The 17,685-nt window shown below is 42.8% G+C and carries 12 protein-coding genes and 1 pseudogene; 10 read left to right on the top strand and 3 right to left on the bottom strand.

All coding sequences use genetic code 11. The annotated features are described in order from the left end of the window. Positions 1-72: 72 nt before the first annotated feature. The gene (locus V7L07_RS25160) at positions 73-1,512 is read right to left on the bottom strand and encodes an NHLP bacteriocin system secretion protein (RefSeq protein ID WP_335061540.1); all 1,440 of its coding nucleotides are present in this window, start codon (positions 1,510-1,512) and stop codon (positions 73-75) included. 408 nt (positions 1,513-1,920) lie between these two features. Here V7L07_RS25160 and V7L07_RS25155 point away from each other — a divergent pair, with 408 nt between their 5' ends. The 6 genes from V7L07_RS25155 (at position 1,921) to V7L07_RS25125 (ending at position 14,633) form a co-directional block, all read left to right on the top strand. Next, on the top strand, positions 1,921-2,565 hold the full coding sequence (locus V7L07_RS25155) for an NHLP leader peptide family RiPP precursor (protein WP_335061539.1): 645 nt from the start codon (positions 1,921-1,923) through the stop codon (positions 2,563-2,565). A gap of 420 nt (positions 2,566-2,985) precedes the next feature. Continuing rightward, positions 2,986-3,966: a phytanoyl-CoA dioxygenase family protein gene (locus V7L07_RS25150; RefSeq protein WP_335061538.1), complete on the top strand. Its 981-nt coding sequence runs from the start codon at positions 2,986-2,988 to the stop codon at positions 3,964-3,966. A gap of 78 nt (positions 3,967-4,044) precedes the next feature. Continuing rightward, a complete protein-coding gene (locus V7L07_RS25145) occupies positions 4,045-4,902 on the top strand; it encodes a phytanoyl-CoA dioxygenase family protein (RefSeq protein ID WP_335061537.1) in 858 nt (285 codons plus the stop codon). Between the two features lie 17 nt (positions 4,903-4,919). After that, positions 4,920-7,106: a hypothetical protein gene (locus tag V7L07_RS25140; protein ID WP_335061535.1), complete on the top strand. Its 2,187-nt coding sequence runs from the start codon at positions 4,920-4,922 to the stop codon at positions 7,104-7,106. 101 nt (positions 7,107-7,207) lie between these two features. Next, positions 7,208-10,576 (top strand): type 2 lanthipeptide synthetase LanM family protein, encoded by a 3,369-nt coding sequence (locus V7L07_RS25135; protein WP_335061534.1) that lies wholly within the window; start codon positions 7,208-7,210, stop codon positions 10,574-10,576. A 556-nt stretch (positions 10,577-11,132) separates the two neighbouring features. Further along, positions 11,133-14,633, top strand: a complete 3,501-nt coding sequence (locus tag V7L07_RS25125) for a two-partner secretion domain-containing protein (protein WP_335061533.1) — start codon at positions 11,133-11,135, stop codon at positions 14,631-14,633. 258 nt (positions 14,634-14,891) lie between these two features. On the opposite strand, the gene V7L07_RS25120 is transcribed toward V7L07_RS25125, so the two are convergent. Next, positions 14,892-15,038 (bottom strand): hypothetical protein, encoded by a 147-nt coding sequence (locus V7L07_RS25120; RefSeq protein ID WP_335061532.1) that lies wholly within the window; start codon positions 15,036-15,038, stop codon positions 14,892-14,894. Between the two features lie 211 nt (positions 15,039-15,249). Here V7L07_RS25120 and V7L07_RS33570 point away from each other — a divergent pair. Together V7L07_RS33570 and V7L07_RS33565 are read left to right on the top strand one after the other, a co-directional pair. Next, a pseudogene (locus V7L07_RS33570) lies at positions 15,250-15,606 on the top strand (condensation domain-containing protein); the annotation flags it as partial. A gap of 3 nt (positions 15,607-15,609) precedes the next feature. Continuing rightward, positions 15,610-15,747 (top strand): hypothetical protein, encoded by a 138-nt coding sequence (locus tag V7L07_RS33565; protein WP_442936086.1) that lies wholly within the window; start codon positions 15,610-15,612, stop codon positions 15,745-15,747. 2 nt (positions 15,748-15,749) lie between these two features. On the opposite strand, the gene V7L07_RS25110 is transcribed toward V7L07_RS33565, so the two are convergent. Further along, the gene (locus V7L07_RS25110; protein WP_335061530.1) at positions 15,750-15,887 is read right to left on the bottom strand and encodes a hypothetical protein; all 138 of its coding nucleotides are present in this window, start codon (positions 15,885-15,887) and stop codon (positions 15,750-15,752) included. 527 nt (positions 15,888-16,414) lie between these two features. On the opposite strand from V7L07_RS25110, the gene V7L07_RS25105 reads away from it, so the two are divergent. Beyond that, complete coding sequence (locus V7L07_RS25105) at positions 16,415-16,963, top strand: hypothetical protein (protein WP_335061529.1); 549 nt, start codon at positions 16,415-16,417, stop codon at positions 16,961-16,963. A 411-nt stretch (positions 16,964-17,374) separates the two neighbouring features. After that, entirely contained in the window at positions 17,375-17,554 is a 180-nt protein-coding gene (locus V7L07_RS25100; RefSeq protein ID WP_335061528.1) for a hypothetical protein, read from the top strand. Positions 17,555-17,685 lie beyond the last annotated feature (131 nt).

Below are 17,685 nucleotides of genomic sequence, written 5' to 3'. Positions count from 1 at the left end.
AGTAGAAAAAGGACGGCGATTATTTTTCTTTGTAAATTTTACTTGTTGTGACAACATTTTTGTTATGTGAGGTTAATTTACACCAGTTAAAGACTTGAAAAAAGGAAAGATAAAGCTGATAGGTGCTCGTTCCTCTGTAGTAACTCTGACGCTAGTGGTGGTTCCAGAAGAAACTTTCATCTGAACACCTTTAGAAGAAGACCACTTATATCCGCTAAAGGTTGAGTTGTCTGGCTGCAACTGTGCGTCAACTTGAATTTGAGGACCTCGATCCATTAGGCTTTGCACAATCTCTGCATTACCGATCGCATTTAAAGCACCTTCTTTGGTCACAGGAAAAGCTGAAACACGGGTTACAGTACCCACAATGCTGCCAAATCGTTCGCGCTCTACTGTGGAAGGTGTAATTTGTACCTTCATTCCCTTGTGAATTTTCTTACCATCACCAACAGGAAGGAAAGTAAGACCAATGAGTTTAGCAGATGGTTCCTCTGCTTGGATGACAGCAATGGAGCTTCCTGGAGAAACAATTTGCCCAAAAGATGTACTAATTTCTAAAACCCGTCCGTTGTACTCGCTAATAATTTGACTGTTTTGATTTAATTGGACTTGTAACTGAGCAATATTTCGCTTGACTTCTTGGATTTGATTTTGTCGGTTGGTTGCAGCGTCAAAATCTTGCTCAATTTTAGTTTTTTCGTTAGTATCGAGTTCTTGTAGCTGAGATTGAAAATCATTAATTTGGCTGAAGTTTTCGCGGTAGGATTTTTCGATTTCCACCTGCTGGACATCAAGTTGTTTGAGTTGAGCATCAATATCAGACACTTTTTTAACAGCATCTAGGTATGCTTGTTGTTCCTGCAAAAGGTTTTGCTGAGAAATTCCTCCTTCTGCTTGCAGCTTTTTGAGTCCCTCATATAGTTTACGTTGGGCGGGGATCATACTCAGGGCGATCGCCCGACTTTGGAGTAAGTTTTGCTGTTGTACTTGCAGAGAACTCAAACCTCTATTTCTCAAAATAGGAGTCAAGCTGGTTGCTTGTTGGAGACGTTGCTGGAGATTGAGACGTTGCTGGGCGATCGCTCTTTTTTCTTGTTGCTTGCGTTGCCCTTGGAGTAAGTTAGAACTGTAATTCTGGGATTGTAATTGGGCTAGCTTGGCACGCTGCTGCTGTAATTGGCTTTGCAGTTCAGCTTGATCGATGATTGCTAGCACCTGTCCTTTCTTTACATAGTCACCAACACTAACATTCATTGCCACAATTCGTCCGGAAGCTGGCACTTGCAACGATACAACCTTGCTTGGATAAACTAACACCCCTTGTCCTGAAACCGTTATCGGTATACGACCAACAATACTCCAAGTAACTGCCGTTGCTACCAACGAGCCAAGGGCAGCTAAAGACAACCAATGCATCGGCTGGATCACTTTCATAACCTGATCCAAGCGTTCCGGGGAAGATAAATTTTCTAAAGCTTTTTTTCGGAAAAGGTTATTTGTTTGTGTAACCATGTGACACCTTCTTGGGGAGATAAGGGGGACGAGGGGGATAACAATTAATTCTTGATTACCAATTAGCAATTTATAGAAACTTTCTTCAGCATCGCTATTACCAAGTTATTTAAGTAAAACCTCCATCATCACTTGAGTGTGATGTTTAAATCGATTTACCTAACTTATTGGCAACACCAGAGTTGATTTATGCAGTTTTGAAAATTTTTGGTGTTGAAGAAAATCGACAATTGCTTGATGGCGCAGGTTTTCAAGCATTTTGATGGAACTGAACTATTCCGAATTATCTCAAAGGGTGCATATTCTGATTTCACTTCTCCCAATGAGTGATACAGAAGGCAGTCAAACGATTAACTTCAAACCACATCAAACATCAAAACAAACAACATCATTATTAGGAGACGGACAATGTTTGAAATTAAAGCACAAATGCTCACACAAGCAGTACAAGATTCACACTTTCGCAGTCGTTTGATTGCTAACCCTCTCACAGTTGCAGCAGAGAATGGATGGGATATTCCCACTCAAACACAAATGACTGTAGTTGAGGAAACACCAAGTCATTACTATCTAGTGCTACCAGCATTAGGCACTCAAAAAGATTTAGCTAATGAAGAATTACTTGCTAATCAAACAGCACAAACATCTGAGAATTCTGAGTTGGTAAGCTCAACAGGTCACATGCTTGAAATCGAAGTGCAATTGCTTGCACAAGCCGCGCAAGATTGTGACTTTCGCAGTCGTTTGATTGCTGACCCCAAAACTGTGATGGCACAAAAGGGATTGAATTTTCCAACTAATATCCAAGTCAGTGTATTACAAGAAACTTCAAATCATTATTATCTGGTGCTGCCAGCTTTAGACTTCTCAGAACTAGAAGCTAACAGAGAATTATCTGATGCAGAACTGGAATTAGTCGCAGGGGGAGCCAATTCGCAGAATCACAGTTGGACAGGCTGTGCTTCTGGGCAAAGTGGTTGCGTTGCTACCAAGGGCTGTGATGAGGCTATTGCAACCGTGGGAATAACTCTTGCAGCAACAGCAGCATTATGACAATAAAGACTGGCAAAAACGTTTTTGTTAGTCTTTGTCTAAAACAAAACAAATTTTGATTTTCAAGAGTAGAAGGTTGTCTCAGAAGTTAGATATATCATGACTTCTACCAGAAAAACCTGCTGTGGAAAAATCGGAATTTGCAATGAGTAATGACTGTGTGATTTTCAAGTCGATTTTCCTGACTTATTGGGAACACCCCAGTTGATTTATGCATTTTTAAAAACCTCTGATGTTCAAGAAATTCAAAAAATGCTTGATGTCAGAGGTTTTCAAGCATTTTGATGGAACTGAACTATTCCTAACGATCGCAAAGGTTGCATATTTTGATTTCAGTTCTCCCAAGGAGTAATACAGAAGGCAGTCAAACGATTACCTCAAATCAAATCAAACATGATTTCTCATCTAAATCTAAAGTGTATGCTTAACCCAAATTTGACAAACAGTGAAACCAATTCAATTGTATATGCGTGTTCGCAGACTGAGCCAGCAAACAAATATTCAAATTACTCACAAGCGAGTTCAGCGTTTGACAGTTCTGAGGTAGATAAGTTCCCCCTGGACAGCGATTATGACCTCGCAGCCGAGCAAATTCATAACTTTCAGCAGGATGGACATTTGTTGGTGCGTAGTGTAGTTTCTCCAAAAGAAATAGCTGTCTACAGACCTGCGTTAGTAGAGACGGTTGACCGCTACGATCGCGAACAGCAAGCGATGGAAAAGACTGTCAGCGGTCAGAGTCAAGGATGGAAGTTTGTTGAGAATCTTTACCAACTTGATTCAGTTGCCCAACGCTTTATTTTAGCTCATCGATTTGGCAAGATTGCTGCCGATTTATTAGGAGTTGATACTGTCCGCTTATTCCGCGACCAATCTTATTTCAAAAAACCGGGAGGCGGCAATACACCGTGGCATCAAGATGCTTACTTTATGCCCCTAGATACAACTCAGATAGTAACAATGTGGATTGCTCTGTCGGAGGTTTCCCCAGAAATGGCACCGATGACCTTTGTTACTGGTTCTCACAAACAGGGATATATAGGGGCTTCAATGCCGCTAGATGAGTCAATGGATGAGTTTGAGCAATCCATTACCAAATCGGGGTTTCAACTTATAAATTACGGAGCAATGGCAGCTGGAGATGCGAGCTTCCATTCTGGCTGGACGCTTCACAGTTCGCGCAAAAACACAAGCGATCGCACCCGCGAAGCCTTAGTGATTGTTTTTTACGCCGATGGCGCAAGGGTAACAATGCCGCCTGTACCCGCCAATGCTCTACCGCAGGAGCAGTTTGCCGCCGTAATTCGCCAACGCAACTTATCTACCTGTTTGCCAGGATTGAAGCCTGGAGACTTGGCTGAAACTTCAATGAATCCAATTGTTTACCGGAGAACGACTTAAATCTGTAAGCTGCTGCTTTCCAAATGCAGTGGATTATCCACGCCAACGATTTCAGTTTACACAATCACAAAGAATATCATGAATAACGTATTGCAGTTACCCGATCTTTCCCAAGAATATCCTCTGACTCTAGAGCAAATAGAACGATATCACCAAGACGGTCATCTTTTTCTTCCAGGTATTCTTTCCTCTGAGCAGATAGCAGCCTATCGCCCTCATATTGTAGAATTTGTAATGCAACAGCGAGCCAAACTGAATGCAGCAGACCAGTCTGTTGGTGGTAGCCCGGAGACGTTTGCATTTAGTTTACAAAATATCTGCGAACCCTTGAAGCAGTTATTGATGTCAAAGCGTTTAGGCAAGATTGCTGCTGACCTTATGGGTGTAAATGCTGTACGAGTTTTACATTATTACGGATTTTTCAAACCTCCAGGTGGGCCCGGAACATCTTGGCATCAGGACAGTGTATTTTTACCCCTCGATACGGATGTAATTACAATTTGGCTGCCCTTGGTAGATGTGCCAGCAGATGTTGCAATGACATTTGCCAACGGTTCGCAAACAAAAGGTTTTCTTGTTGACTTAGGAGCGATGGGCAGTTCGGATGATGAAGATCCCATACGCACAGATATGCATCGCCGTGGCTACGTTCTAGACGAAGGACAGGCACTACGAGCAGGTGATGCAGATTTCCACTGTGGGAAAATCGTCCATTGCGCTCCTGCCAATACCTGCAATTATATGCGGGAAGTGATTGCTATTTGCTACTATCCCGACGGAGCAAAGCTCACAAACCCAAGAGCCGCACTTGCATATCCAGGCGGACAGTATATCTATATGATGCAACAGCACATCTACCGCAATTATTTTTCTCATCTCAAACCAGGCGAACCAGCAATATCCGAAACCAATCCCATCATTTACACCCATTCTTAATCATCTTTGTTTTTATCATGGTTTACCAACGTACTGATACGTGGCTGTACTCTTTAAAAGAATCTCTGCAACCCCTCAAGTCGCATCTGACCCCCCTAATTTGTCAACAAGCGATAGAACAACTTGATTCTGTAAGCAGTTACTTTCCAGATGCGATCGCTTCCACTTATGGCTTTGAATATCGCCTGCAACCTTCTGCTCCAGTAGTTGACTTTGCTTTTCAAGTTACCGAGACTGGTCGGGAAATTTTAGCCGGCTTAAACCCCCATACACGTCTGTCGGAGGACTTTGACAAGCATCCCGTTTGGCAACAAATTCAGAAGTTCTGCGCCGAATGGGCAGATCCGTCTTCCTTACTCCATTACTTCATTGGCGATCTTTGGTTAGAGTTTGATTCAAAGCTGGATGGCGATACTAGTACAAATAATATTCCCATACCTGGGTTATTTTTCCGACTGACTAGCCCACCAGACAATTCAGGAATCTCCTTCAGCTACTCTTGGATTTGGGAGCAAGCTATGCCTTTACTGTTAGGGACACCCCTACCTCCCGGCTTACAGAAAAAATTCATCGACTGTATCAAGCACTTACCTCCCCGAACCAGCATTTTTCAAGTTGGGATGATGTTTTCCCGAACGGTGGAAGCAATAAGACTCTGCCTTGTCGGCTCACCCTCGGAATTGCTGCCATACTTGACTAATATAGGCTGGACGGGACAGCTTGCGGAGGTAGAGAAGCTCGTCAACGCCCTTTCTCCCTACGTTGATAGCATTATCCTCGACATTGATATTGGCGAACAGATTTACCCGCGAATTGGCATTGAAGGAATTTTTCTCACCCGCTACCAAGCTTGCGTAAATGGACAATGGCAAGCACTGCTAGATTATCTCACTTCCCAAGGTTTGTGTGCAAAAGAAACCAGGGATGCTTTGCTCAAATACTCTGGTTATACCCTAGTAAAGCCTCTGCAAGAGCGCATTTACGTCCGGGGGTTGAACCATATCAAACTCATTTATCAATCAGGGCAACCCTTAGCAAGCAAAATTTATTTTGGTGCAATGCACCAACCGATCAGCGCCATACCTGCACGTTCTGCTAGCACGGTAAATGCAAAGGGTACAGGTGTAAAAGAGGACGCGACTAAGCAAGAACGTGCCGACGCGGCGATAGTTTCCTTGCCATCTTCCCATACGCCCATCTCTCATATCGAATCAGCCGTTACTTTTTTGCTAACTGCACGAGATTCCCAGGGCTGGTGGATTGATTTTCAGCTAGCGGCTGGCTTGAGCGATGAATGGGTAACGGGTTATGTAGGAACAATGTTAGCGAATATACCTGATAACCGTGTACCTGAAGCTGTTTCCACAGCTTGGAATCTGCTCAATAGTCGTCGCCATCGCGCCAATGGCAAATGGGGCTACAATCGCTTTCCTCCTGCTGATGCGGATAGTACTGGCTGGGTACTCCAGCTTGCTCGCGCTATTGGTGAGAATAATTCAGAACGGGCGCGTCAAGCGATGCAATCCCTTGCAGCCCATCAGCGACCAGATGGAGGCATTTGCACCTATGAGAGTGAAGAATCGATTCGGGCTTTTATTCATGCTTCTCCTGAAATAGGATTTGAGGGATGGTGCGGTTCGCATACTTGCGTGAGTGCAGCAATTGCAACTCTGCCGGAATACCGCTTTCAGCTTCAGGATTATTTGCAATCAACTCAGCAGAACGATGGTAACTGGCTGGCTTACTGGTGGCAAGATCCCGAATATGTGACAGCTCTAGCGGCTGAGGCAATTGCTCCTTGTTATCCAGATTCTGACTGTATTACCAGCGCCGTGGCATGGGGGATAAACCGCCTTAGTTCCCAGGGATTTGTCGCAACTAGCGATAACCCTTCTGGTTCGCCGTTCGCCACAGCTTGGTGCTTGCGACTGCTGACACTGAGACGGCAAGATACCGCAGTAGAGGCGGCGATCGCCAAAGCAACAGATTGGTTATTAGCACAGCAACAGCCCAATGGTTCCTGGATTTCATCAGCCCGGTTGCAAGTTCCATTACCGGATGACCTAAATCCCAATAAGTTTAACCAGTGGATTTACCACGGCACGATCCAAGGCAGTCTAGTGTTTGACAAGCATTGCGTCTTTACCACTGCCACCGTATTACAAGCTTTACATCGTAGTACTTGGTTACAGCAACTTAGATAGGTTCATGGTAAGAAAATAAAATTCTTTCCCCCCTGCTCCCTCTCCTCCCTTCACCCGTCATTTTTGTATTGACAGACCAGTAGTTTATTTGGTAAATCAAGATGAACACAGTTATTTCTAGTATCTCTACACGCCAGTTGCCCGCGATCGCAAACCCTGTTATGTCCACAGCCCAGTTGCACAGCATCGTTAGCCGCGCTAGTACTCTCTTTGAACGACTCGATTCACAGATTTTCTTACCCTCCCCGGAAACTGATGAAAAGCTCTTGCAATCGCGTCTTGATACCTGGTGTCAGACAGTAGGAAAAGGGAATTTCGAGCATTTTCAAAAATACTTAGAATGGGATGGGCTGAATCTAGAAACAGCAAAGCAAGCGATCGCACCTGTATGTTTGCGGCACGATGCTCCCCTGCCCAATTGGGCAAAGACGCTCTCATCTGTTCTCAATCTTGCCTTTTCTCACGCAGCGACAAATTCTGATGCGACGACTTCACAGCGCTTTTTGATTCCCCAGTCTCCCCTCCCCTTTGAGGATATTCTCGCCCCATTTGTTTTATTTGCCCAACAGGAACTGATTGCTAGAACTGGCGAGTGTTACCAGAGATTAACTGATGAGGTTCATGGTGTATTCGAGCGCAGCTTACTCGGTCAGCTAATTGACATCGCCACACAGCCCTTACAGATAGCTTTTACCAGTTGGCGGGTCAGTCAACAATCCTCTTTTACTCGTCTACTGACACAGACACAAGAACTCCAAAGCCGCAACCTCTATATCAGGTTTGTTCGGGACATGTTGCAGGGCAAACTAATTTCTTTTTTTGTAGAATATGCTGCTCTAGCAAGATTACTGGCTACGGCAACCGAGCTTTGGGTGGAATCCCAGCTTGAATTTCTCCATCACTTAGACGCAGACTGGTCAGAGATTGCAGAGAAATTTGGCAACGGTGTACCTCTAGGTCAAGTGACATCGGTGCAACCTTTGCGATCTGATCCCCATCGGGGCAGACGCTCTGTAATTACACTTAAAATTGAACCAAATCTGCACTTAGTTTACAAACCCAAGCATTTAGGCACTGAACAGGCGTATAATCAGCTTTTGGCTTGGTTAAACGAACAGGGTTCTCCTCTGCCTCTAAAAACCTTGCAAGTAATTAACCGTGATAGTCACGGCTGGGTAGAGTTTGTCGCCTCGCAAGCCTGTGAAGATATAGCCCAAATAGAACGCCATTACCAACGAGCAGGGATGTTACTTTGTTTAATTTACGTGCTAGATGCTACGGACTGTCACTACGAAAATCTCATTGCCTCTGGAGAACATCCAGTTCTGATTGATACCGAAACCCTGATGCAGCATCGACCTGAAATCGAGTCATCGGGAAACGTGCAGACTGCTCAAAAACTCGCATTCGATTGGGTAGATAATTCCGTAATGCGTACTGCCTTATTGCCTGTTTGGCATCCAGGATCTAATGGTAACTCAGGCTTTGATTTCAGCGGCTTGGGCAGCCACAACCAAGAGGCTAGGCATTATAAAGGACTCCAGTGGTCTAGTGTGAATACAGACCAGATGGCTTTAAATCAAAAGTTGCTGACTATCGATCCATTTTTAGCTCATGTGCCAACTTTAAATGGACAACCTGCCAGTTTATCAGACTGGATCGAAGCAGTAGCGGCAGGATTTGAGCAGATGTATCACTTTTTGCAAGATAAAAAAGAGGTGCTACTCTCCCAGGATAGTCCGCTGTGGACAATGGCAAGACAACTTGTCCGCTTTGTGTTTCGCCCCACAAACACTTATTTCCGAATCTTAAACAAGCTCCGTAGTTCAGAGTACTTGCGAGATGGAGTTGACCGCAGTATTGGACTGGAAATCCTCAAGTTGACAGCAGCTGGCGCAACTGAAAAACCGAAATTCTGGTCAATTCTCCAGGCTGAACGACAACAAATGGAGCAGTTGGATATTCCTTTTTTCTCAATTTATCCTAATACAGATGTGTTGGAGTTATCGCCAGATAGTCAACTTGAGGGATTTTTCCAGGGTTCTAGCTTTGAGTTAGTACTAGAGCGGATCAAGAACCTGAGCAAATCTGACTTGGCGATGCAAGTTAGTTTTATCCGCAACACCTTATATTTGAGAATGATTCCCGGACAAGAGATTGCGGCACCTGAAAAACTTGCCAATCAAACCTCTCTAAGTGTGCAGCAATCGTCTGAGGTGATGCTGGATGAATCAGATTTGGTTTCTGAGGTCATGGCAATTGCCCGCAGATTACAAGAGCGAGCAATTTGCGCTCCTGATGGATCTGTAACTTGGCTTGCTCCTCAGTTTATTGCTCAACAACAGCGATTCCAGTTTCAACCCATTGGACTGAGCCTTTTTGATGGCAAATTAGGAATTGCATTATTTCTGGCGGCAGTAGAGCATATTAAAGGAGATGGAGAGTTTCGAGAACTGTGTTTGGGAGCGTTGCAGGAGTTTCGTCAGGGGTTATCCAAAGTTGAACAGCCAAAAGCTGAATTCTCGAACTTGAATCTTGGCTTATCAGCTGGACTGGGAGGATGGATTTACAGCCTGACTAAAATCGGTCAGTTTTTGAATGACGATCGCTTGCTTGCAGATGCTGTGAATTTGGCATACTCGATAGTACCAGAGGCAATTACTAGCGATCGCGATCTGGATATCGCTGGCGGTACAGCAGGTACGCTTTTAAGTTTATTGGCATTGTACCAGGTTGTTCGCGATCCAATTGTGCTGGAATCTGCCTGCCTGATTGGTCGTCATTTATTAGCCCAAAGTGTAATCACTTCCAACGGTAGAGCTTGGAAAACGCTGGATGGTCGATTGTTAACGGGCTTTTCCCACGGTGCAGGCGGAATTGCCTACGCCTTGCTCAAACTGGCACAGGTGACGAATGATGCCCAGTTTCAGGTGGCTGCGGCAGAAGCGATCGCCTACGAACAGGGCGTATTTTTACCAGAGGTAGGCAACTGGCCCGATCTCAGAGACTTTTCTAAATTTCTCCAAGCAACTGGTAAATCCGAACCTCCTTCACTTATGTCTAGCTGGTGTCATGGAGCAGCTGGCATCGGTTTAGCCCGCCTTGGTGGACTGGCAATGTTGGAAACTGAAGCAATTCATCAGGATATCCAAGTGGCAATCAAAACTACCCAAAAGCAACTCACCCAGAAACGAGGGATAGTAAACCAGCTATGCTGTGGTCATATGGGACAGATTGAATTGCTGCTATGTGCAGCCAGCCGATTGGGAAAATCAGATTTGTTGACAGATGCCAGAGTCCATGCATTACAGGTTGTGCAGCAAGCAAGGCAGAAAGGGTATTATCTCGAACCTGCCCTACACTCAAGCGTATATGTTCCTGGCTTGTTCCGGGGGGAGGTTGGTATTGGTTATACTTTGCTGCGCCTAACTCATCTGGAACAACTGCCTTCAATTCTTTTATGGGAATAGCAGCTTTTGAATTTATCACATCCAGTGCAGTTTCGATATCTTTAGCACTGGAGTTTAGACTGGTCAGGACTGTGAAATGCAAAAGCCTTGTAGTGATTGAGATAGAAAAAAATGTACTCGATTGCAAGGCTTATTTTGATTTTCACTTTCCATGTTATCTTCTGTGTCTGAGGTTTAATAAAAATTTCTGTAGCTCGAAAACTTTTGTCAGAGGATGTTTTAAACAGTCGAAACCAGTCAAAAATCATGCTAGGCGTCTGACCATAATACGAATCATGACAATATAAATGAATGTCTGTGAGGTTTCAGGTAGTCTTTTATAATCCTTTAGTAGACTGAAAACTTGGGAAAATTGATGAAATAATCAGGTTTTCAGTCGATGGTGTTGGAAAGAGCGATCGCTCTATTCGTCTAGCCAGAATAACTTGAAACCCGGATTATACGGTAATTTTGTCAATGATATTCCCCAATTTAAATCAAGAGCTGGTAAGGATTATGAAAAACTTTTCAGTCTACTAACTGTAATTTAGTAACGGCAACGTAGTTTGAGGGTGTAATGTCTAATGTAAGTATGGGTAGAAACTGGTTTTTAAGGCTAGGGACGGTTGCGGATAGTGTCAGACATTTAGATTGGTTACTAAGATTAGGAATAGCGATCGCTAGTGTAATAATATTTGACCCAGATATTGCCATTGGGCAAATCAGCCCAGATACAACATTACCGAATAACAGCAATGTAAATACACTAAATAACATTACAAATATTACTGGTGGCACACAAGTAGGAACTAATCTGTTTCACAGTTTCAGCGAGTTTTCTGTTATCAAAGATACTACAGCTTACTTTAATAATGCTCCAGATATTCAAAATATTATTAGTCGAGTTACAGGTGGTTCGCAATCAAAAATAGATGGTATCTTGCGGACAAACGCTAAAGCAAATTTATTTTTAATTAATCCTAGCGGTATTATCTTTGGAGAAAATGCGCGGTTAGATATTGGTGGTTCATTTATTGCTAGTACAGCAAGTAGCATCAAATTTGCTGGTGGTTTTGAGTTCAGTGCTACAACTCCTAAATCTACCCCTTTACTAACGATAAATACACCTATTGGCTTGCAATACGGAGTCAATCCAGGCACTATTGAGGTTAAAGGCGACGGTCAAGGTTTAAGGCTCACAGATGAATTGATTGATAGAACAAATGCACTACGAGTGCCAGCAAATCAAACTTTAGCCTTGGTGGGCGGTGATATTTTCTTAGAGGGAGCAACGCTAAAGACAGCAGGGGGAAGGATAGAGTTGGGCAGTGTAGGGGATAACAGTCTAGTTAGTCTCACACCGATAACTAAAGGTTTTGCCTTGACCTACGATGGAGTGCAAAACTTTGGCAATATTCAACTATCAAAACTCTCAGCAGTCGATGCCAGTGGCGCGGGTGGCGGTGACATCCAAATCCAAGGTCAGCGCGTCACCATAGCCGATGGTTCCCAGATAGAAGCAAGTACTCTGTTAGGAAAAAAAGGTGGAAATTTAGTAGTCAATGCTACTGAGTCAGTAGAACTAGTTGGCATTTCTGCTGATGGTCAGTTCCTTAGTGGGTTGTCAGCATCTGCGTACCCTAACTCAACGGCAACAGGGAATGCTGGAGACTTGGAAATTAATACTCAAAATTTGCTTGTCCGCGATGGAGCGCAAGTAAGCACAGCCACATTTGGTACGGGTAAGGGCGGTTCTTTAACTGTCAATGCTCAAGATGTGCAACTGATTGGTACTACTGCGGATGGTCTGTTTCCTAGTGGCTTGTTTGTTTCTACTCAATCAACCGCAGATGGAGGAAACTTGACAATTAATACCCAAAATTTGCTGGCGCAGAATGGGGCACAAATAGCTGTATATACATCGGGTGCAGGTAAGGCGGGTTCTTTAACTGTCAATGCTAAAGATGTACAAATGATTGGTACTGCTAATAGTCAGTTTCCCAGTGGCTTGTTCAGTTATGCTTACTCAACTGGGGATGCCGGAAACTTGAAGATTAATACCCAAAATTTGCTTGTGCGCGATGGAGCAAATGTTGTTACGCAGACATATAGTGCAGGTAAGACGGGTTCTATAACTGTCAATGCTGAAGATGTGCAACTGATTGGTAGGACTGCAAATGGTGACTTTGCCAGTGACTTGTCTGTTCAAGCTGGTTTAGGGTCTACTGGGGATGCAGGAGACTTGACGATTAATACCCAACGTTTGCTCGTGCGCGATGGGGCATACGTCGATGCCAGCATATATGGTACAGGCAAGGGGGGTTCTTTAACTGTCACTGCTAATGATATACAACTGATTGGTACCTCTAGTGACGGCCGCTTTAGGAGTGGCTTGTTTACTCAAGCTTATTCAGGGATAACTGGGGATGCAGGAAACTTAACGATTAATACCCAACGTTTGCTTGTGCGCGATGGCGCACAGGTAGATGCAGAGACATATGGTACAGGTAAGGGGGGTTTTTTGAATGTCACTGCTAAAGATGTGCAAGTGATTGGTACTTCTAGTAATGGTTACTTTCCTAGCGGCTTGTTGACTTCCACTCACTCAACCGGAGATGCCGGAAACTTGACGATTGATACCCAACAGTTGCTTGTGCGCGATGGGGCACTGATAAATGCCAGCACATCTGGTGCAGGTAAAGGAGGTTTTTTAACTGTCACTGCTAACAATGTGCAACTGATTGGTGAGTCTGCTAATAGTGACCTCATAAGCCGCTTGTTTACTACTGCTGCCATAGGAACAACCGGGGATGCTGGAGACTTGACAATTAATACCCAACATTTGCTTGTGCGCGATGGTGCATTTGTTGATGCTAGTACAGAAGGTACAGGTAAAGGAGGTTCTTTAACTGTCAATGCTAAAGATGTGCAACTGATTGGTACCTCTAGTGATGGGCGCTCTGGTAGTGGCTTGAATACATCTGCTAAGTTAGGGTCAACTGGAGATGCTGGAGACTTGACGATTAATACCGAACGTTTGCTTGTGCGCGATGGGGCACAGGTAACAGCAGGAACACGGAGTGCAGGCAAAGGGGGTTCTTTAACTGTCAATGCTAAAGATGTGCAACTGATTGGTAGCACTGCTAATGGTTACTTTTCCAGTGGCTTGTTCGCTTCTACTAACTCAACTGGGGATGCAGGAGACTTGAAGATTAGTAGCGATAAATTACTCGTTCAAGATGGGGCGATAATAACTGTGAGCAGCTCAGGTAAAGGAATTGCAGGCAACTTAAATATTGATGCTACCTCTATCCGTTTGAACAACAACGCCACTGTTGATGCTAATACTCAAGCTATCAACACTGACCCGAATAAAGAACAAGCTACTATTAGTGTGCGCTCTCAAGATTTACTATTGCTTCATAATAGCAACATCACCACTAACGCTTCTGGAGAAAACGTCATTGGTGGCAATATCAACATTAATACTGGTATTTTAGTTGCATTTGACAATAGTGATATTAGTGCAAATTCTACTGACTTTCGAGGAGGTCAGGTGACAATCAATGCCAAAGGGGTATTTGGGACTCAATTTCGTGATGTACCCACCCCAAATAGCGATATCACTGCTACAGGAGCTAATAAACAGTTGAATGGTACAGTGCAACTCAATACACTACAAGATCCCACAAATGGTTTAGTGAAATTGCCACTAGAAGTAGTGGATGCCTCACAATTAATTAACCAAAACTTCTGTGCCAAAAGAGGTAATAGTAGCTTCACGATCGTTGGACGTGGTGGTTTACCTTCTTCCCCCAACACTGTACTTGACAATAATACAGTTTGGGAAGATTGGCGAGTCACTGCTGTGCCAAGACAAGCAGGAGAGTCCAGCAGGGGAACTATTGAGAAACAAAGTTCAGCACTCAGTACACAGATTGTGGAAGCTCAGGGGTGGGTAGTGAATGCTAAAGGTGAAGTGATTCTGACAGCTGCTGCACCGACACCAACACCCCACGGCTTGAGAAATTTATCCTTTGAATGTCAGATTGGTCGGATTTTTTCTCCTTCATTCTGAGCGAATATGTCCCATTCAAAAAAGTAAACTCTAGTTAAAAAATGTCAATATATTGAAAGAGGAGGAGAAAGTTATTTATCAACAAAAACTACAAAGTTGGTTAGAGTTTCAACTGGATTTATTAGTTGAAATTAATTTTTCCTGGACAGATTTTTAAAAACCTATCTATCTCTAGTGTTGGATGATAATTATTTGTCAAAAAATCATGGTTCGACACAAGTTATCTATTTAAACAAGAGAATTTTATCTGATTTTTTTTCAAAATGAGAATTGCTGGGTTTTGGCACTACGTTCAAATAGTTCATCCAAGATTTGGGGAGATAATGCTTTCTCTAAAAGCCCACGAACCATAACCGACACTGGACTTTCTTTCACAAAACGCTCAAACACCTGCCCTAGAAACATTTTTTCCTCCACCCAATAGATTTGCACCTCTTTTTACGAAACTACAAATCACCGTATTAAACAACACCTTGAAAGGGCTAGTCCTAAATCAGTCTTCTCCGTAGGGGCTACCATCACTGGTAGTTTTATGTGCTTTCAACACCGCACGAGGGCGGTAAGAATCGGTTCTCCAGAGAACCTCACTTACATGGATATCAAGTTGTCATCAGTAATTGTCTCTGATGGTTGGTCAATGGGTGTGTTTGTCCAAGAACTAGCAGCACTGTACAATGCTTATTCTCAAGGTGAGCCTTCTCTTCGAGACGCTACGCGTAGCTTGCTTCCCCAAAGGGGTACATCTTTAGCACCACTGCCGATTCAGTACGCAGATTTTACCTTATGGCAAAGACAGTGGTTGCAAGGAAATGTCTTACAAAGCCAATTAAGTTACTGGCAACAACAACTAAAAGATGCACCAACCTTATTGTCCCTGCCCACAGACCGACCCAGACCTGCTGTGCAGACTTTTGCTGGAGCATATCAAGAGTTTACCCTTTCTCTTGAACTAACTGATAGATTGGTAAAACTGAGAGTGGTGACAATTGATAATCTTCATCCAACTCCATGTGGAGGTACTCATTTAAAATCACTTAATGAATTAAAAAGTGTAATAGTTACTAAAGTAAAACGTCAAAAAGGAAATCTCAAGATCAGTTATAAATTTGAGTAGATTTAAACGTATCCCTTCAATAATTCGGAAAGTGACAGAAGAGCGATATCAACTCCCTGATTTTCTGAAGGCAGTACCACCCATTGCCGACTACGACAACTGACTATGGAACCAGGTGAATGATTCACGGTTTGTGCCATTGTTAGCTCATATTAGTATTGAAAATTTGGTAGCCGATTAATTAGTAAAATTAGTAGTAATTACTGAATTAATACTTCTGAGCAAGCAAGTAAGATGCTCAAAGGTCTTTTCTGTTTTAATGTAGGCTTGAGGACAATGTAACTAGTGGTATTACGTAAACAAGCTGCTTTATTAAGAAATTTTTGTTAAGGAAAAACAAGCGATAATTGATGTGATCCCAGTTACAGAGAAATTTCCAAAAGCTACCCAAAGCCGATTTGATACTGGCGTTGCATTTACACCAGTTGCAATCGTTTTAAAGGTTGCGCCAAAATTCACTCGAAAATTTAGATGTTAGAAAAGCTATTGCTATGGGAAAACTTGAAATAAGACTCTATGTTTAAAAATCTGATGGTAATTCTTCAGACGAATGCTAACAATTACAAAATCACGCAATATGAATCGCAACGTCTCCATCAATTAAAAGGATAATTGTCCTCTAGAATTATTTGTTAAGACTTGATGATTACACATATTTTAGATTATTATGACATCTCAAATCCCAGATATATTTCTGTATAACGGTGAAGAATACGAATTAGTTGCTTTAGATGGGGAAAGACTAATAACTCCTCAAGATTATGAGATGCAGCCACAAATGCTTCATACGGCTTGCTATCGCGGCTTTTATTCAACTTATGAGATAGTAGATAATGGCTTATTCCTAATAAAAATGGTTATCGGCGAAGTCGAAGAAGGACACAAACCAATACAAGGGATTACACCAAAATTACCTTTCAAGGAAAGTCACGGTTATCCAACTTATCAAGGATTAAAGCTGATCACGCCTTTTACTGGAAGGATTAGGCTGGGAAAAGACTTTATTGAAGAGTTATATGTTCACATGGGGTATCAAAAAGCCACTGCTTACGAAATAGTTTTAGAATTTACTTTCGAGGCAGGTAAGCTAGTGACCATGCAAGATATTTCAGCCGAAAACGCTAAAAAGCGAGGTGCTTTTAAGGAAAGATTTGAAACAGGTGACTCTGTACGAAGTAGTGAAGAGTCTTTCTCTTTAGATATTGATATGGAATGATGACGTTTCATTTGAGAACACTGGCACTAAGCGCAAGCTAGCCGTTAGCTCTGTTCTTCTTGAACCTATCCCACTAATAATATTTGTGCCACAAAGCTTAAGCTTGTTAAGAACTTAAAACGAAAAATTAAGGTTTTCAAGCACATTTTACGAAAATAGGACTTACGCACTGTACAAAATAACTATCTTGTGTGTCAACGTAAATACGTTGTTTCAGACTTTTGCACATTACCCTTTGTTGGTTGCGATCGCAAAAAGATAATTGAAAAATCTAGCTAGAAGCCTTGAAAACTATATCTGTTATTTTGGCTTTTCTATCAATGCGTAAGTCCTATACTCTATTTATTTCAAAATGAGAATTGCTGTTTTCCAGAGCTATGCCGAGCGATTTCAGCCGAGTACGTTAAGTATATGAAAGAATCTCGCCTCAAACGAATCGACCAGTGTTGCGAGGAGGTAAAACTAGCTGTTAGGCAAGTTCACACTGAAGGTATTTATCCTAGTGAAGCAGCTATTTCAAAGCTATTGGCTAAACCAGGATATTTTCGCGATAAAAAAGTTCGCGCTGCTTTAAGGGCAGCGCGAAAATAAATTTGTTTGGAACCATAACCTTGCCACTCTTTATTCGAAGCATAAGCTTGCCGCAGAAGAGGTTGTCAAGGTTGATATTGCGTCAAATAAATTATCACTTTTCTTTACTTTTAGAACCATAACTTTGCCGC

The sequence above is a fragment of the Nostoc sp. genome (genome assembly GCF_036916985.1).
Classification (GTDB): Bacteria; Cyanobacteriota; Cyanobacteriia; order Cyanobacteriales; family Nostocaceae; genus Nostoc.
Note: the sequence above shows the minus strand (reverse complement) of the source record. Positions and strands in the feature narration are given on the sequence as shown.